This window comes from Ruegeria sp. BG8, assembly GCF_056538325.1.
Map to the genome: position 1 here is coordinate 823,062 of NZ_JBQFSZ010000001.1, position 15,419 is coordinate 838,480.

At 58.4% G+C, this 15,419-nt stretch carries 14 protein-coding genes; 4 read left to right on the forward strand and 10 right to left on the reverse strand.

Annotated elements, in window-relative coordinates; genetic code table 11:
• Positions 1 to 7 precede the first annotated feature (7 nt).
• Both ACR0DG_RS04180 and ACR0DG_RS04185 read left to right on the forward strand, forming a co-directional pair.
• Positions 8 to 1,186 (forward strand): benzoate/H(+) symporter BenE family transporter, encoded by a 1,179-nt coding sequence (locus ACR0DG_RS04180; RefSeq protein ID WP_480694574.1) that lies wholly within the window; start codon positions 8 to 10, stop codon positions 1,184 to 1,186.
• 39 nt (positions 1,187 to 1,225) lie between these two features.
• Entirely contained in the window at positions 1,226 to 1,558 is a 333-nt protein-coding gene (locus ACR0DG_RS04185) for a DnaJ family domain-containing protein (protein ID WP_480694576.1), read from the forward strand.
• On the opposite strand, the gene ACR0DG_RS04190 is transcribed toward ACR0DG_RS04185, so the two are convergent.
• Positions 1,559 to 2,341 (reverse strand): crotonase/enoyl-CoA hydratase family protein, encoded by a 783-nt coding sequence (locus tag ACR0DG_RS04190; RefSeq protein ID WP_480694578.1) that lies wholly within the window; start codon positions 2,339 to 2,341, stop codon positions 1,559 to 1,561.
• A 60-nt stretch (positions 2,342 to 2,401) separates the two neighbouring features.
• Positions 2,402 to 3,478: an SMP-30/gluconolactonase/LRE family protein gene (locus tag ACR0DG_RS04195; RefSeq protein WP_480694580.1), complete on the reverse strand. Its 1,077-nt coding sequence runs from the start codon at positions 3,476 to 3,478 to the stop codon at positions 2,402 to 2,404.
• Positions 3,479 to 3,570: 92 nt separating this feature from the next.
• Here ACR0DG_RS04195 and ACR0DG_RS04200 point away from each other — a divergent pair, with 92 nt between their 5' ends.
• A complete protein-coding gene (locus ACR0DG_RS04200) occupies positions 3,571 to 4,671 on the forward strand; it encodes a pyridoxal phosphate-dependent aminotransferase (protein WP_480694996.1) in 1,101 nt (366 codons plus the stop codon).
• Positions 4,672 to 4,689: 18 nt separating this feature from the next.
• On the opposite strand, the gene ACR0DG_RS04205 is transcribed toward ACR0DG_RS04200, so the two are convergent.
• From ACR0DG_RS04205 to ACR0DG_RS04230, 6 genes are all read right to left on the reverse strand, one after another.
• Positions 4,690 to 5,880, reverse strand: coding sequence for a pyridoxal-phosphate-dependent aminotransferase family protein (locus tag ACR0DG_RS04205; protein ID WP_480694582.1), 1,191 nt, complete (start codon positions 5,878 to 5,880; stop codon positions 4,690 to 4,692).
• 51 nt (positions 5,881 to 5,931) lie between these two features.
• Complete coding sequence (locus ACR0DG_RS04210; protein ID WP_480694584.1) at positions 5,932 to 6,564, reverse strand: bifunctional 4-hydroxy-2-oxoglutarate aldolase/2-dehydro-3-deoxy-phosphogluconate aldolase; 633 nt, start codon at positions 6,562 to 6,564, stop codon at positions 5,932 to 5,934.
• A 4-nt stretch (positions 6,565 to 6,568) separates the two neighbouring features.
• The gene (edd, locus tag ACR0DG_RS04215; protein WP_480694586.1) at positions 6,569 to 8,374 is read right to left on the reverse strand and encodes a phosphogluconate dehydratase; all 1,806 of its coding nucleotides are present in this window, start codon (positions 8,372 to 8,374) and stop codon (positions 6,569 to 6,571) included.
• Positions 8,375 to 8,376: 2 nt separating this feature from the next.
• Positions 8,377 to 9,822, reverse strand: coding sequence for a glucose-6-phosphate dehydrogenase (gene zwf, locus ACR0DG_RS04220; protein WP_480694588.1), 1,446 nt, complete (start codon positions 9,820 to 9,822; stop codon positions 8,377 to 8,379).
• Positions 9,823 to 9,974: 152 nt separating this feature from the next.
• The gene (ptsP, locus tag ACR0DG_RS04225) at positions 9,975 to 12,218 is read right to left on the reverse strand and encodes a phosphoenolpyruvate--protein phosphotransferase (RefSeq protein ID WP_480694590.1); all 2,244 of its coding nucleotides are present in this window, start codon (positions 12,216 to 12,218) and stop codon (positions 9,975 to 9,977) included.
• Between the two features lie 330 nt (positions 12,219 to 12,548).
• Entirely contained in the window at positions 12,549 to 13,787 is a 1,239-nt protein-coding gene (locus tag ACR0DG_RS04230) for an aspartate kinase (RefSeq protein ID WP_480694592.1), read from the reverse strand.
• A gap of 165 nt (positions 13,788 to 13,952) precedes the next feature.
• Between ACR0DG_RS04230 and ACR0DG_RS04235 the strand changes: the two genes are divergently transcribed.
• Positions 13,953 to 14,309, forward strand: coding sequence for a hypothetical protein (locus ACR0DG_RS04235; protein ID WP_480694593.1), 357 nt, complete (start codon positions 13,953 to 13,955; stop codon positions 14,307 to 14,309).
• On the opposite strand, the gene ACR0DG_RS04240 is transcribed toward ACR0DG_RS04235, so the two are convergent.
• Positions 14,303 to 14,941, reverse strand: coding sequence for an SDR family NAD(P)-dependent oxidoreductase (locus tag ACR0DG_RS04240; protein WP_480694595.1), 639 nt, complete (start codon positions 14,939 to 14,941; stop codon positions 14,303 to 14,305). The two genes, ACR0DG_RS04235 and ACR0DG_RS04240, sit on opposite strands and share 7 nt — an antisense overlap.
• Before the next feature lie 2 nt (positions 14,942 to 14,943).
• Positions 14,944 to 15,399, reverse strand: coding sequence for a DUF1178 family protein (locus ACR0DG_RS04245; protein WP_480694597.1), 456 nt, complete (start codon positions 15,397 to 15,399; stop codon positions 14,944 to 14,946).
• Positions 15,400 to 15,419: the final 20 nt, after the last annotated feature.

Sequence of the window (15,419 nt, forward strand, 5' to 3'; positions counted from 1 at the left end):
CTTGCCAATGGCATCGGCTGACCTGACATCGCGCTATTTTCCCCCATTGCAGACCATCTCAACCGGATTGGTGGTCGCCATTGTCGGTTTTTTCAGTTCATTCCCCATCGTCTTACAAGGTTTGGCCGCGATGGGAGCGTCTTCGACCCAAGCGGCCTCGGGCCTGATGAGTGCGGCGATTGCAATGGGGCTTACAGCTATCGTCCTCAGCCTGCGTTACAAGATGCCGATCAGTGTGGCATGGTCCACGCCCGGAGCGGCGCTTTTGGCTGTATCCGCCACGCCGGTCGAAGGGTTTTCCGGTGCGGTCGGCGCGTTCCTTTGCGCCGGGGCCCTGACCGTTCTTGCAGGGTTGTGGAAACCGCTCGGGCGTCTCGCGGCAGCGATCCCGACGACATTGGCACAGGCAATGTTGGCAGGTGTGTTGTTACCGCTCTGCCTTGTACCATTCAAAGCAGCAGTTGAAATCCCGTGGCAGGCCCTGCCGGTGATTCTGACTTGGTTTGTTGCCGGGCGTATCAACCGCCTGTTCGCCGTACCTGCCGCTGTGGTCGTGGCAGCCGTTGTCGTGTGGCTGAACGCAGAAGATACGCTGATCTCCGCCGGCCTGATCGCGGCTCCGACGTGGACTATGCCGACCTTCTCGGTCGCGTCAGCCATTGGGATCGGCGTGCCGTTGTTCATAGTCACAATGGCCACCCAAAACATCCCCGGTGTCGCCGTGATGCGCAGCTTTGGCTATGCGCCCGCCCCCGGCAAGCTCTTCTCGGCCGTCGGTGGTGCAAGTTTGATGTCCGCACCGTTCGGAGCGCCCGCAACTTGTCTGGCCGCTATCACGGCCGCCATGTGCTCAAACCAGGACAGCCATCCCGATCCATCACAGCGTTATTGGTCTGCGATCATGGGGGGCGTGTTCTACTGCCTGTTCGGCGTCTTTGCCGTGGCGATCACCGGCTTTGCCGCCAACGCCGATCCGCTTTTGATGGGAACTTTAGCCGGTGTCGCGCTAATCGGCGTGATGGCGAATTCGATGCATGCTGCATTGGATGTGCCAGCCGAGCGCGGGGCAGCGGTTCTGACGCTGGCCATTACGGCATCTGGCATCACGGTCTTTGGACTGGGTGCCGCCGTTTGGGGCCTGCTGGCCGGTGGCATCGCGTATCTGGTCACGAACAGAATGCGTTGATCCCTTTCGTCCAACGGCCATTCCCGGTACGATACAACCATGTTCGGATCGCTTGGAAAACTTGTGGAACGCCAGATCAAAAAGGCGCAAGCCGAAGGCCAGCTCGAAGGTCTTGCGGGCGAAGGTGCGCCCCTGCCCGACCGTTCCTCAGAAGCGCATGGCGACCCGGCCATCGCTGCAGGTCATCGGATCATGGCGCAAGCCGGTGTGCTGCCCGAAGAGTTCAACATCAAGAAAAAGCTGGACGCTGCGCGGCAAGCCTATGCGCAGCTGACTGATGCCAACGAAAGGAAAGCCGCCATGACGCGCATTGCCGACCTGGAAATGCGGTACAACATGAGCCGTGATGCGCGGCGGGCCTTCATGCGGTGATTATTTGAACTCGGGCTTACGTCCCTGCATCTGCGCCATCACCACCTCCATCTGGTCCGGCTTGCCGATCAGTTCGACCTGTTCGGAGGACTCGGCCAAAAGAACTTCGGCACGACCTTGGGTTTCCGCAACCTCGATCAGCCGTTTTGCGGCACGAATGGCCGACGGGCTTTGACCCGCAATGTTCTCGGCCAAAGCAATAGCTTCGGTCAAAGGGTCATCTGACAGTTTGGTCACAAGCCCCCACTCGGCGGCCTGCGTGGCCCCCACTGGGCGGGCCGTATAGGTCAACAGCCGTAAAACATCGGAGCGCACAAGGTTCGGCAGTAATACCATCCCGCCCATGTCCGGGATGATGCCCCACTTCATCTCCATCACGGCAAGCTTGGCTTCGGGATGGGCAACGCGGATATCTGCGCCTAGCGCTATTTGCAGCCCTCCGCCATAGGCGACGCCTTGGATCGCACAAATGACCGGCATGGGCAGACGCCGCCAGATCAGAGCTAATTCCTGCATCTCATTCGCGTCTTCGTGGCTGCGCTTCATCAACCATTCCCGCGGGTCAACATGCGCCATCTTGGCAAAGCTGGCCATGTCCAGCCCGGCACAGAAACTTTTACCTTCACCAGACAAAACAACTGCACGGGCATCCGACGCGGCAACCTCCTGCCCTGCATTCAGGATTGCCTTAATCATCGCATCATCCAGCGCGTTCATCTTGTCGCCACGGGTCAAGGTGACATGGGCAACATGATCTTTGTACTCAACGGAAACGCGTGACATCCAAAGGCTCCTAACGGCTGGTTTTGGCAACCATGCCCGGACGGGCCGGGAAGTTCCAGATCAACGTTGGGGCAGGTCAGAGACCGGCATCCTGCCAAACCACGGTGAATCCAGTGTCATAACGTAGAAATCATCGCCGACAGCTTTGCCACCGGTAGTGATACCCAGACGCCCGTCAGGGTCCTGCAGGTTTCTGAGAATCTGGCCGTCGCCGTCGAACTGAATCATCATTCCCCGATGGATCGGAGCGGGTCGAACGGCCGGGCCCAATCGCCAGATTACTTTGCGCAAAAATGGATACGGCATCAGAAACTCGGTCGGGACGCGAGGGCTGGCAAAGGCCAACCAATAGGTCCCATCGCCTTGCGCTTCGATGTTGTCTGGGTAACCGGGCAAATTATCCATCAGGACTTCTCTGGTTCCTGCTTTGGGACCGGTCAGCCAAAGTTTATGAACCCGCGCCCGCCCGGTTTCCGCAATCAGCAGGAAATCTTCGTCCGGAGAAAGCGCGACACCGTTCGTATACACAAACCCTTCGGTCACTTTCTGTGTCGTACCATCGGGATCGCGACGGGCGACATAGCCGGTATCCGATTGCTCCCATATTGTTTGCACCGAGGTGGGCTTGGTTCCTCCCATCGTTTCAGGATCAAAACGGTCAGTGGAGTTTGAGAAATACACCGTACCGTCCTGCGCAACATCCAGTTGGTTGGCATAGATGACAGGCGCACCGTCAATATCCGTTACCAAAGCTTCCAAACTGCCCGGACCCGTCCAGCGCATGAGACCGCGATAACTGTCTGCAACATAAAGCGCCCCGTCCGGACCGGCCTTCAGGCCAAGCGGACGCCCACCAAGGTCATCGATCTTCACGGGTTCCTCGCCGTCAATTCGGTACAGCGCACCGGACAATGTCGTCGTATAAACCGCACCGTCGGGCAGAACGGCAATATCCTCAGGCCCTTCTTCCCCATCCGGCAAACGGATCAACGCGAGCTGGTCCAGCGCGTTATTGGCTGCAAAATCACCCATGAAATCTGGCGCTGTTGGTGGGTTCCACTTAACAGGCTCTACCTCAACCGGCCAAAAAACCAGATAGGCAACGCCAACAAAGATCAGGCCGAGTAGGATACGCATTGACAGTCCTTCCTGTTATGTCTCGCAGGGTGCTGGGTTGCCGCAAGGAACGCAAGCTTGCCTGAGAGATGACCTTGCGTTTATCTGCCCATATGACCGAACCTCGTTACACCCCGCTTGCCCTGTCCCTGCCTGCCACTGTGCCCTTTGTCGGCCCTGAAACGCAGGAACGCCAACGCGGAGCGCCGTTTGTGGCAAGGCTTGGCGCGAACGAAAGTGTTTTCGGCCCGTCGCCTAGTGCTATCAAGGCAATGTCTGAAGTCGACATCTGGAAATATGGTGATCCGGAAAACTACGACCTGCGCCATGCATTGGCAGAATATCATCAGGTCAGCGCAGACAATATCGTTGTGGGTGAAGGCATTGACGGGTTGCTGGGATATCTCGTCCGCTTGCTGGTGGGCGCAGGAGATTGCGTCGTTACCTCGGACGGCGCCTATCCAACCTTCAACTACCACGTCGCCGGGTTCGGCGGAACGCTGCACAAGGTGCCCTATCGGGACGATCATGAAGACCCTGCCGCTTTGTTCACCAAGGCCTCGGAAGTGGGTGCCAAACTGGTCTATCTCGCCAATCCGGACAATCCGATGGGAACATGGCACAAAGGCGCGGACATCGTTGCCGCGTTGAAAGACTTGCCGGACGGTTGCGTACTGGTTCTGGATGAGGCCTATGTCGAATGCGCACCCGAAGGAACGGCAGCCCCGATATCGGCGGATGATCCACGTGTCATTCGAATGCGCACGTTCTCCAAGGTCTACGGCATGGCCGGTGCGCGTGTTGGGTATGCAATTGGCGCGCCAGGCTTGATTTCGGCGTTTAACAAGGTTCGCAACCATTTTGGAATGAACCGCGCAGCGCAGGCCGGAGCATTGGCCGCTTTGCAGGATGACGCATGGTTGGCCCATGTGCAGGAAAAGATTGTCGTTGCCCGCGACCGCATCGGCCAGATCGCGCGGGAAAACGGGTTGCAGCCGCTGCCCTCCGCCACCAACTTCGTTGCGATCGATTGTGGTAAGGATGGTGTATTCGCCAAAGCCGTTCTGGATGCCTTGGTCGCGCGGGGAATTTTTGTACGAATGCCATTCGCCGCGCCCCAAAACCGTTGTATTCGGATCAGTTGTGGCGACGACGCAGACTTGGATGCCTTTGCCGCAGCTTTGCCAAAGGCGCTGGCCGACGCCCGAACATAACTGACGTTTGAGGGTTGGTTAGGCGGCTAAAGCAGCGGCCGCCGCATCCAACGCCCCTTTGCCCCGCGGGATGTCCAAAGCGGCAAAAGCCGTCTCCATGCCACCCAGCATCGCCATAATCATCTGCCCATTTACATGGCCCATATGACCAAGACGGAAACAACCGTCCCAATCCTCCATCCCCAGACCGATACCAAGCGTCAGTCCAAGCTGGTTTTCGGTGTACTTACGCAGCGGCGTGCCGCGCCCTTCGGTCAGGCGCAATGCGGTGACGGCGTGGCTGCGATATGCGCGGTCCGCGACGTTGAGGTTTAGCGCGCCGCCCTCGGCCCACATTTCACAGGCAGCCCATATGGCTTGGGCTATGCGTTCGTGGCGGGCCCAAACATGTTCGATGCCCTCAGCATGGATCAGGTCAAGCGCGGCCCTCAGGCCATAAAGATGGTGCGTTGGCGCCGTTCCGTTGAAATGCTGATAGAACAGATCCGGGTTTGCGCGCGGCTGCCAGTCCCAATATTGCGAGACCCGCGGCATGGTCGCCCTTTTCGCCTGAGCCTTCTCGTTAAAGTAAACAAAACCCATACCAGCAGGGGTCATAAGGCCCTTTTGGCAGGCGGTCACCGTCACATCGACACCCCATGCGTCCATCTCGAACCGATCGCACCCGAGCGAGGCGATACAATCCGCCATCAGCAAGGCGGGGTGGTTCAAATCGTCGAGCAGAGCGCGCAGCGCCGGAATGTCGTTGCGGATCGAAGTCGACGTGTCGACATGGACCGCAAGCACCGCCTTGATTTCATGCTGCACATCCGCACGCAGCGCATCTGCAACCCGGTCGAAATCCCAGGGTGACGCCTGACCGAAATCTATGATCTGAGCTTTTGCCCCAATCCCCTCGGCCATCTCAGCCCAGCCATGCGTAAACCGACCCGATGCGGGCGCAAGGACGGTTTCCCCCGGAGCAATGACGTTGGACAGCGCGGCCTCCCATGTGCCGTGACCGTTGGCGATATAGATCGCGACGTTATGGTCAGTGCATGCCACGCGACGCAGGTCTTGCAACAGGGCGGGCATCATCTCGACCAGCTCACCCTCGTAGATATTGGGCGACGGGCGATGCATCGCCTGCAACACGGCGTCGGGCATCACCGAGGGGCCAGGAATGGCCAAGTACTCGCGCCCATGCGCGAGAGAGATTTGGTTTGTCATGAGGGCAACCTGTATGAATTGACGCCTACCCTAGCGCTACGCTGCGCGGCGTCAATCCATCAGCAGCGAGGCATCCCGAGCCAGGCTTTGAATGCCGACCCAGTCGCCGTCCAGAACCATCTGTTTGGGTGCGACCCAGCTACCTCCGGCGCAAACAACGTTGGACAAAGCCAGATAATCCCTTGCGTTTGACGGCGACACACCGCCCGTTGGACAGAATGTGATCTGTGGCAGCGGCGCGCCAATTGCTTTCAACGCAGGTGCTCCGCCCGATGCCTCAGCCGGGAAGAATTTCAGCATGTCGTACCCTTTTTCCAAAAGGGCCATTGCCTCACTCGCCGTCGCAGCGCCGGGGAGAAGAGGCAGGTCTTCCGCCTCACATGCCGCGATCAAAGCATCCGTTGCGCCGGGCGAGACACCGAATTGCGCACCGGCGGCCTTGGCTGCACGAACATCCTCGGGCGTGACCAGTGTACCTGCGCCGACAACTCCACCGGGCACATCGGCCATCGCCCGTATGACATCAAGCGCCGCGGGGGTACGCAAAGTGACTTCGAGCGCAGGAAGCCCGCCAGCGACCAACGCCTCGGCCAAAGGGCGTGCATGGGCGACGTCATCGACGACCAGAACCGGAACGATTGGGGCCAGTGCGCAAATCTCGCGGGTGCGTTGGGTTTTGGACATGAGCTTAAACTCCGAAAATACTGGCGCCTGTATCGGCCGAGCCGACATTCTGACGGAACGCGCCAAAAAGATCACGACCCACGCCGTGCTGGTTGGCCGAGAGATCAGCCGTGGCCGGAGCACGGTCAAGAACACCGGGGGTCAGAATTTCCAACTCTCCTTTGACGGCATCCACTCGTAGAACATCCCCGTCTTGCAGGTAAGAAATCGCGCCGCCATCCAATGCCTCGGGGCATACATGGATTGCTGCGGGCACCTTACCCGACGCACCCGACATGCGACCGTCAGTGACCAGCGCCACCTTTTGGCCCCGCCCCTGCAGGATTGACAGCATTGGCGTCAACGAATGCAGTTCCGGCATCCCGTTGGCCTTGGGGCCCTGGAACCGAACAACCACGATTACATCACCCGTAAACTCTCCGGCCTTGAAGGCCGCTTTGACATCGTCCTGATCATGAAAGACACGCACGGGTGCCTCGACCACCTGATGTTCGGGCGCAACCGCCGAGACTTTCATAACCCCCGTACCCAGATTGCCCGTCAGGCGAGACAGACCGCCGGTAGGTTGGAACGGGTCGCTGGCGGGACGGACGATTTTATCGTTCAAAGAGTGACCTGCGCCCTCTTCCCAGATCAGCTCTCCGTCTATCAGCTTGGGTTCTTTGGTGTAGTTGTGCAAACCCTGCCCGGCGACGGTAAGGGTGTCAGGATGCAACAGCCCGCCTTCCAGCAGGGTGCTGATCGTAAAGCCCAAACCACCGGCAGCATGGAAGTGATTCACATCTGCCAAACCATTGGGATAGACCCGCGCCACCAAGGGGACGACGGCGGAAATATCTGAAAAATCCTGCCAATCCAAAACGATACCACCTGCACGCGCCATGGCGATCAGGTGAATCAAAAGGTTGGTCGAACCACCCGTCGCCATCAAGCCGACGATCCCGTTTACAAAAGCACGCTCGTCAAGAATCTGGCACACGGGGGTATAGTGATTGCCCAAGGCACTCAACGACAGCGCACGGCGCGCGCCTTCCTCAGTCAGGGCATCGCGAAGCGGCGTGTTGGGATTGATAAAGCTGGATCCCGGAAGGTGCAGCCCCATAAATTCCATCAGCATCTGATTGGTATTTGCTGTGCCGTAAAATGTGCAGGTGCCCGGCCCATGATATGCGGCCATTTCCGCCTTCATCAACGCATCGCGCCCCACCTCACCGGCGGCAAATTGCTGACGGACTTTTGCCTTTTCATCATTCGGCAAACCACTGGTCATTGGACCTGCGGGCAAGAAAACGGCGGGCAGATGACCAAACGCCTGAGCGCCAATGATCAGACCCGGCACGATCTTGTCGCAGACACCTAGGAAAACGGCCGCGTCATAGGTGTTGTGGCTGAGCGCCACACCAGTCGCCAACGCAATCACATCGCGCGAGAACAGCGACAGTTCCATCCCCGCCTCGCCCTGCGTGACGCCGTCGCACATGGCTGGAACGCCGCCCGCGACCTGTGCGGTGCCGCCCGCGGCTCGGATCGCATCGCGGATCAGGGCGGGGTAGCGTTCGAACGGCTGGTGGGCCGAGAGCATGTCGTTATAGGCAGTGACGATACCCAGATTGCCCGCCGTACCCGTCGCCATGGAGTGTTGATCTTCGCCCGCCCCGGCATAGGCATGGGCCTGACCGCTGCAGGACAGATGGGCGCGTGCCGGGCCCTTGGACTTGGCCTGTTCCATCCGTTCCAGATGAGGGCCACGCAAGTCGGCGCTGCGGTTGATGATGCGTTGAGTGACATCGGAAATGACTGAATGAACCACGGTTAACCTCCGATCTGGCGCCAACGGCGACCATCGCGATGCATCAGCATCAGTGCTTCTTCCGGGCCGGAACTGCCCTGATCATATTTCGAAGGGCGGTCCCCGCGCTGCTCCCATCCTTGAATGATGGGGTCGACCCAGGCCCACGCGGCCTCGGCCTCGTCCCCACGCATGAACAACGTCTGATCGCCGCGAATGACGTCCATGATCAGCCGTTCGTAAGCGTCCGGAGACTTTGATCCATCGCCCAGCGCGTCTGCAAAGCTCATGTCCAGCGCAACATCGGACAGGCGGAACCCGCCTTGTCCCGGCTCTTTGATCGTTGTCCGCAAGGTGATACCTTCATCCGGTTGCAGACGAATTACCAACACGTTGCCGTGCAAGGGTCCAACATTTGGAAATATTGTATGAGGCGGGTCCCGAAAGAAAACTGCGATCTCGGATTCGCGCGCCCGCAAACGTTTACCTGTGCGTAAATAGAAGGGCACCCCGGCCCAGCGCCAGTTGCCGATATGGGCCTTGAGGGCGATGTAGCTTTCCGTTCGGCTGGCAGGATCACCGACGTGATCCAGGTAACCGTCGCCACCGTTGGCGGTGCGGTACTGGCCACGTGCAATATCGCTTGGCGCGACCGGCTCTAACGCCTCGATGACTTTGACCTTTTCATCCCGCACTGCGTTGGGAGCGAATTTCGATGGCGGCTCCATCGCGGTCAGGCACAAAAGCTGCACCAGATGGTTCTGGATCATATCCCGCATCGCGCCGGACTGATCGTAGTAGGCGCCCCGCCCCTCAACCCCTACGGTTTCTGCCACCGTGATCTGGACGTGGTCGACATGAGTTGCGTTCCACAACGGCTCGAACAGAGAGTTTGCGAACCGCAGCGCCATCAGGTTTTGTACGGTCTCTTTACCCAGATAATGGTCGATCCTGTAAATCTGGTGTTCCTCGAAACAGGCGCGCAATCCTTCGTTCAAGGCTTTGGCCGACGCCAGATCGTGACCAAACGGTTTTTCGACCACAATCCGACTATCGGGTGTGGCCAGGCCAGTGTCATTCAGACGCTGCGCAATGCCCGGAAACAGGCTTGGCCCCACCGACAGGTAAAATGCACGTACGACGTCTGGTCGCAATAACTTGGCTAGGTCTGACCAGCCGGGCTCGCCCAACGCATCCACCGGGACATATTCCACATGCGTCAGAAAGCGGTCCAACGTGTCCTTGTCGAAATGCGGAGCGAATTCATGAACCGAGGCGCGCAGTTGATCGCGAAAACCCTCACTGTTCAAATCAGAACGAGCCGTACCAATGATGCGAGCACCCTCTGGCATCTGACCAACTTCGAAACGGTGATAAAGACCCGGCAAAATCTTGCGTTGGGCCAGATCGCCTGTCGCCCCGAACAGCACCAGATCAAACGCATCTACCGGAATTACGCGTGAAACCATCTAGGGTCTCCTCCAGTTCTCATCGGCCTGTACATTGCGGCCTAGAATAGCGATAGCATAAATGTTATCGCTAACATTCACTGTGGAAGTATTAAAAACCAGCACATAAATCAACACCGGAGTCGAAATTAATTTCAAGGCTGCGGTCGTGATCAACCCTGACTGCGAAGCCATTCCATGACAGCTGGTCGCACGGATTGTTCGCCGCGATGACGCGCATCGGCGATGATCTTGCGCAGCGATTGCAAATCGGCGCGTAACAATACGCTTTTTACCGGGCCAATTGATGCCGGACGCATCGACAGCGTTCGGATACCCATCGCCGCAAGACAAAGTGCCTCAACCGGGCGGCCAGCATCCTCTCCGCAGAAACTCAGCGGTGTGTCCGAGATATTGCAGCGTTCCACGATACGCTCGATAAAGCTTAGAAAACTGACGTTCAGCGTATCATACCGGCGGCGCACCAGCTCATTCTCGCGGTCTGCGGCAAAGAAGAACTGTTTCAGATCGTTGCCGCCAATCGAGACGAAATCGACCTCGTCAAAGAATTTCTGAGGGGCAAACGCCAATGAGGGCGTTTCCAACATTGCGCCGACCTCTATTTTCTCAGGCAATGCGTGGCCCAGACGTTTTTCACGCTCGATCGTTTTTCTGACTTCCCACCTTGCCTCACGGAACTCGTCTGCCTGCGCAACGAACGGAAACATGATGGTCAAAGGACGGCCATTCGCCGCACGCATCAACGCCTGCAACTGCATGCGCATCACGCCCCGCTTGTCCAGACCAACCCGAATCGCGCGCCAACCCAGCGCGGGGTTAGGCTCATCCACGTGCTTCATGTACGGCAAAACCTTGTCCGAGCCGATATCCAGCGTGCGAAAGACAACCCGCTTTTCCCCGGCCGCATCCAGAACCCGTTGATACTGTGTCACCAGCTCTGAACGTTTGGGCATCTGGTTTCGGATGAGGAACTGAAGCTCGGTCCGAAACAGGCCCACGCCTTCGGCACCGGAATTCCCCAACGAGGGCAGATCCGCCATCAGACCGGCATTCATCACAAGGTGCATGCGTTCCCCGTCACGCGTGACAGTCGGGGTCTCACGGATCGACGCATAGCGTTCTTGCGCCTGGGCTTGCATCGCGATCTTGTCGCGGAACGCGGTTACGACCGTATCTTCGGGGCGCAGGTGCACCGTGCCCTGATCACCGTCAACAAGGATGTGGTCGCCGTTCAGCGCCTCGGTCGTGATACGTCCGACATGCACCACAAGGGGGATAGCCAAAGCTCGGGCGACGATTGTCGCGTGGCTGCCCACCGAACCCTCTTCGAGCACGATGCCTTTTAACGAGCGGCCATATTCCAGCAAATCGCCTGGACCAATATTGCGCGCGATCAAAATCGGGTCGGGTGGCAGGTCGGCGCCGTTAGTGTTGCCTTGCCCAGTCAGGATGCGCAACAAACGATTGCTGAGATCATCAAGATCCGCCAACCGTTCGCGCAAATATGGGTCCGTGACTTGCCCCATGCGTGCGCGAGCTTGCGACTGCTCTTTTTCCACCGCGGCCTCGGCGCTTAGGCCCCGGGCGATGTCTTCCTCCATACGGCGCATCCAGCCTTTGGAGTTGGCAAACATGCGGTAGGCTTCCAGAACCTGCAGCTGCTCCGTGTCGCCATCTCTGGAAATCTCGAGCATCTTGTCGACGCCAACGCGCAGTTCGTCGATCGCCTCGTTCAGACGTTCGCTTTCTCGCTGCGGGTCGTCGGCGATCGGGTTCGTTACCACGACGCGGGGCTCATGCAGCCATACATGCCCTTCGGCCGATCCCTCCTGAGCCGGCCCCCCGGTTAGCTGAACCGATTGCTGGTGTCGCGGCGACAGGGCAGCCCCCTCACCAACGAATGCGCCCAGTTCAGCCATCTCGGCCAGAACCATCGCAACAACTTCCAGCGCGTAGACCTCGTCTGCCGAAAACTCTCGGGCCTCTCGGGACTGAACAACAAGCACGCCCAACTTTTCACCCAGGCGCTGAACCGGAACACCCAGAAAAGAGGAAAACCGTTCTTCCCCCGTTTCGGGCATATAGCGAAAGCCCTTGGCCGATGGCGCATCCGGGGTGTTTACGATCTTGCCGTACTTGGCAACGCGACCTACCAGCCCCTCGCCCATACGCATGCGGGTCTTGTGAACAGCCTCGGGTGAAAGACCTTCGGTCGCACACAGCTCCAGCGTTTCATCATCACGAAACAGGTAGATCGAGCAGACCTCGGCCCTGATGCTATCAGCGATCAGGTGCGTAATTCGGTCAAGGCGTTCCTGACCGGCAGCTTCGCTCGCCATCTCCTCGCGCAGCCGCCCCAGCAGCTTGCGGGATTCTGTTTCGGTGCCGTCCGCCATTAGGTTCCACCCAAACCATTCCTCGCCTCTATCTATAGGCGAGCAAAATCCCAGATGAAACCGGAGATATTTACATCGTCAATCTTAACGGCATTTCAGCGCGGTTCTAGATAGAACACTTTGCAGCTTGTATCACGACGTCCCTGCGCGTCGAAATACTAGCGACCACAACTCCTTACAGCGCTTTTCTCAGCCTGTTGCGACCAAGCAGAAATGTCACCGGGTTGGCAGAGCAGAAGTGTCACCACGGGACGCGGCGGGAGCAAGGCTTAGCAGCCCAAAGACCTTGAATATCACAGGGCTGCGAACGCCAACCGCCTAAGGTTCAATTCAAGCCGCCTTGTCCAGCTCAAACGCATCGTGCAGAGCCTGAACCGCAAGCTCCATGTATTTCCGATCAACAAGTACAGAGATCTTGATCTCGGATGTCGTGATCACCTTGATGTTGATCCCCTCATCCGAGAGCACCTTAAACATCTTGGCCGCAACGCCCGACTGCGAACGCATGCCGATGCCAACCACAGAAACTTTGCATACATCTTCGTCGGCAACCAGCTCGGCATAGTTCAACTCGCCTGCTTCCTTGATCGCCAGCAGCGCTTTTTCAGCGCGCGCGACCTGATCGGTGGGGCAGGAAAACGTCATGTCCGTACGCCCCTCATCCGAGATGTTCTGCACGATCATATCGACGTTTACGCCCTCATCACTGAGCGCGGTAAAGATGATCGAGGCGATACCGGGACGGTCTGCCACTGAGACAACGGTCATCTTGGCCTCGTCGCGGGAATAGGCCACGCCAGCCACAACATTAGATTCCATGATATCCTCCTCGTCGACGACCAGCGTGCCGGCCTCGTCGGATTGTTCTTCGAAACTTGAAAGAACGCGCAGTTTCACTTTGTAACGCATCGCCAGCTCGACCGAGCGGGTCTGCAGCACCTTGGCCCCCAATGAGGCCAGCTCGAGCATCTCTTCGAACGAAATACGATCCAGCTTGCGTGCCTTTTCGCAGATGCGCGGGTCCGTCGTGTAGACACCGTCCACATCTGTGTAGATATCGCACCGCTCGGCTTCGAATGCGGCGGCAAAGGCAACGGCGGTCGTGTCCGAGCCACCCCGCCCCAACGTAGTGATGCGTCCTTCCGGGCTTATCCCCTGGAACCCGGCCACGACGGCCACACGCATACCTTCATCGAATTTCTGAGACAGGTTATGTGTCGGGATGTCTTCGATCCGCGCCTGGCTGTGTGCGCTTGTGGTCAATAGCGGTACTTGCCAGCCCTGCCAGCTGCGTGCAGGAATATCCATTTCCTGCAAAGTCAGAGCCATCAGACCGGCGGTCACGTTCTCGCCCGACGACACAACGGCATCATATTCCCGCGCGTCGAACAGCGGCGATGTCTCGTTGACCCAGCCAACCAATTCATTGGTTTTACCCGACATTGCCGAGACGATGACAATGACATCGTAACCCTTTGCCACCTCAACGCCGATACGTTTCGCAGCGCGGCGGATGCGGTCAAGATTGGCGACCGAAGTGCCGCCGAATTTCATCACGAGTACGGGCATGGGGGCAATTGTCTCCGCGCCTTGGAATTCAGATCCCGTGCGTCTTATGCGAGGGGGGCCGTAAGGGCAAGTGTTCAAAACGGTTTCGCCAAGGATCGCAGGCCGCTTTACATCGTAACAACACAATGTCAGCTTAACTGCATCTGATTTTCCATGAGGTTTTCCATGCGCTGTCTCACCATTGCCTTTGTCCTCGTCGCCACCTCTGCGGTGGCTCAGGTTTCAACGTTGGCCGGGACCGATGGCCAGAATGCCCTTGGAACCGTTCCTTGCGCTACCCTGGCAGGACAGCCATTGCGCAGCTGCAACGCCGAGCTTCGCCGCCGCGACGACGGCAGCGCGACACTAGCCGTCGGCATGGGCAACGGTGACGTGCGCAATATCTATTTCACCGATGGAATACCGGATTCCACCAACTCGACATCCAAGCTCAGTTATGAAACGCGCGGTGACGTTATGGTCATTTTTGTAGAACCCGGCGAGGTCTACGAGATCCCCACGGCTGCGCTCACCGCTCAGTAGGCGTGCGGTTCGCCTTCGAAAGTTTCGAAACATCCGGTGTTGTCCAAGGATAACGCATCAAACCGATCCATCAGGCCCTGAACGGCCTGTTCCACAGGTATTTCTGCAGCGGCGCCCCCCATATCCGTTTGGACCCATCCCGGATGGTAGATCCCAACGGCGATGCCATCCGTCCTAAGGTCTGTCGCAAGGTTACGCCCCAAATTCAAAACAGCGGCCTTGGACGCCCTGTAGATATAGCTGCCGCCCGGTGCGCGCGTATGTGACGCCATCTGCGACGACAGGATCGCGATCTTTCCCTTGGCGGCCTGCAATTGCGGCAACAAGGCCTGAACGGTCAGGAACACTCCCGTCACATTGGCCGCGAAGGTTTGCGCCCACATTTCGGCCGGATAACCATCCATGCCGTGCCCTTTGTCGAGATACACTCCGGCATTGCACACCAGCAGATCGACGGCCTTGCCATCCAACTGTGCGGCCATCGCCTTTTGATGACCAGGATCGGTGACATCCAGAGTCACATCGGAAGTGCCGTCTCTGGACGTGCCAGTGACATCGTGCCCCTGCGCCCGATAGCGATCTGCCAGAGATTTGCCGATTCCACGGTTAACTCCGGTAATCACAATATGCATGTTCAGTTTGTCTTTCGCGTCGGAACAAACGGTAAGGGCGCCACAGGCACGCCGTCTTCGATCAGGGCTTTGGCGTCTTCGGGTTTGGCTTCGCCATAAATGGCCCGTTCGGGGGCATCCCCCAAATGGATCTTGCGCGCTTCGCTGGCGAAATCCTTACCGACATAGTCCGAGGTCTCTTCGACCTTGCGGCGCAATTCGGTCAAAGCCTGTTGCACCTCTGCCGAAGGAACCGCCACGTTGGCAGTATCCTCTTTTTGGACAGGTTCGCTTTTTCGGGCCTCGGCATTTCGTGCGGGGCGGACACGCGGCGTCATGATCGCCTTTTCGACATGCACATCGCCGCAAACGGCACAGGTCACCATGCCCGCAGACGCGAGTTTGTCGAAAGCGGCAGCCGACTGGAACCAACTGTCAAACGCGTGGCCCTGGCTGCATTTCAAAGCATACTGAATCATGATCCGTCCGGTTTTGGGTT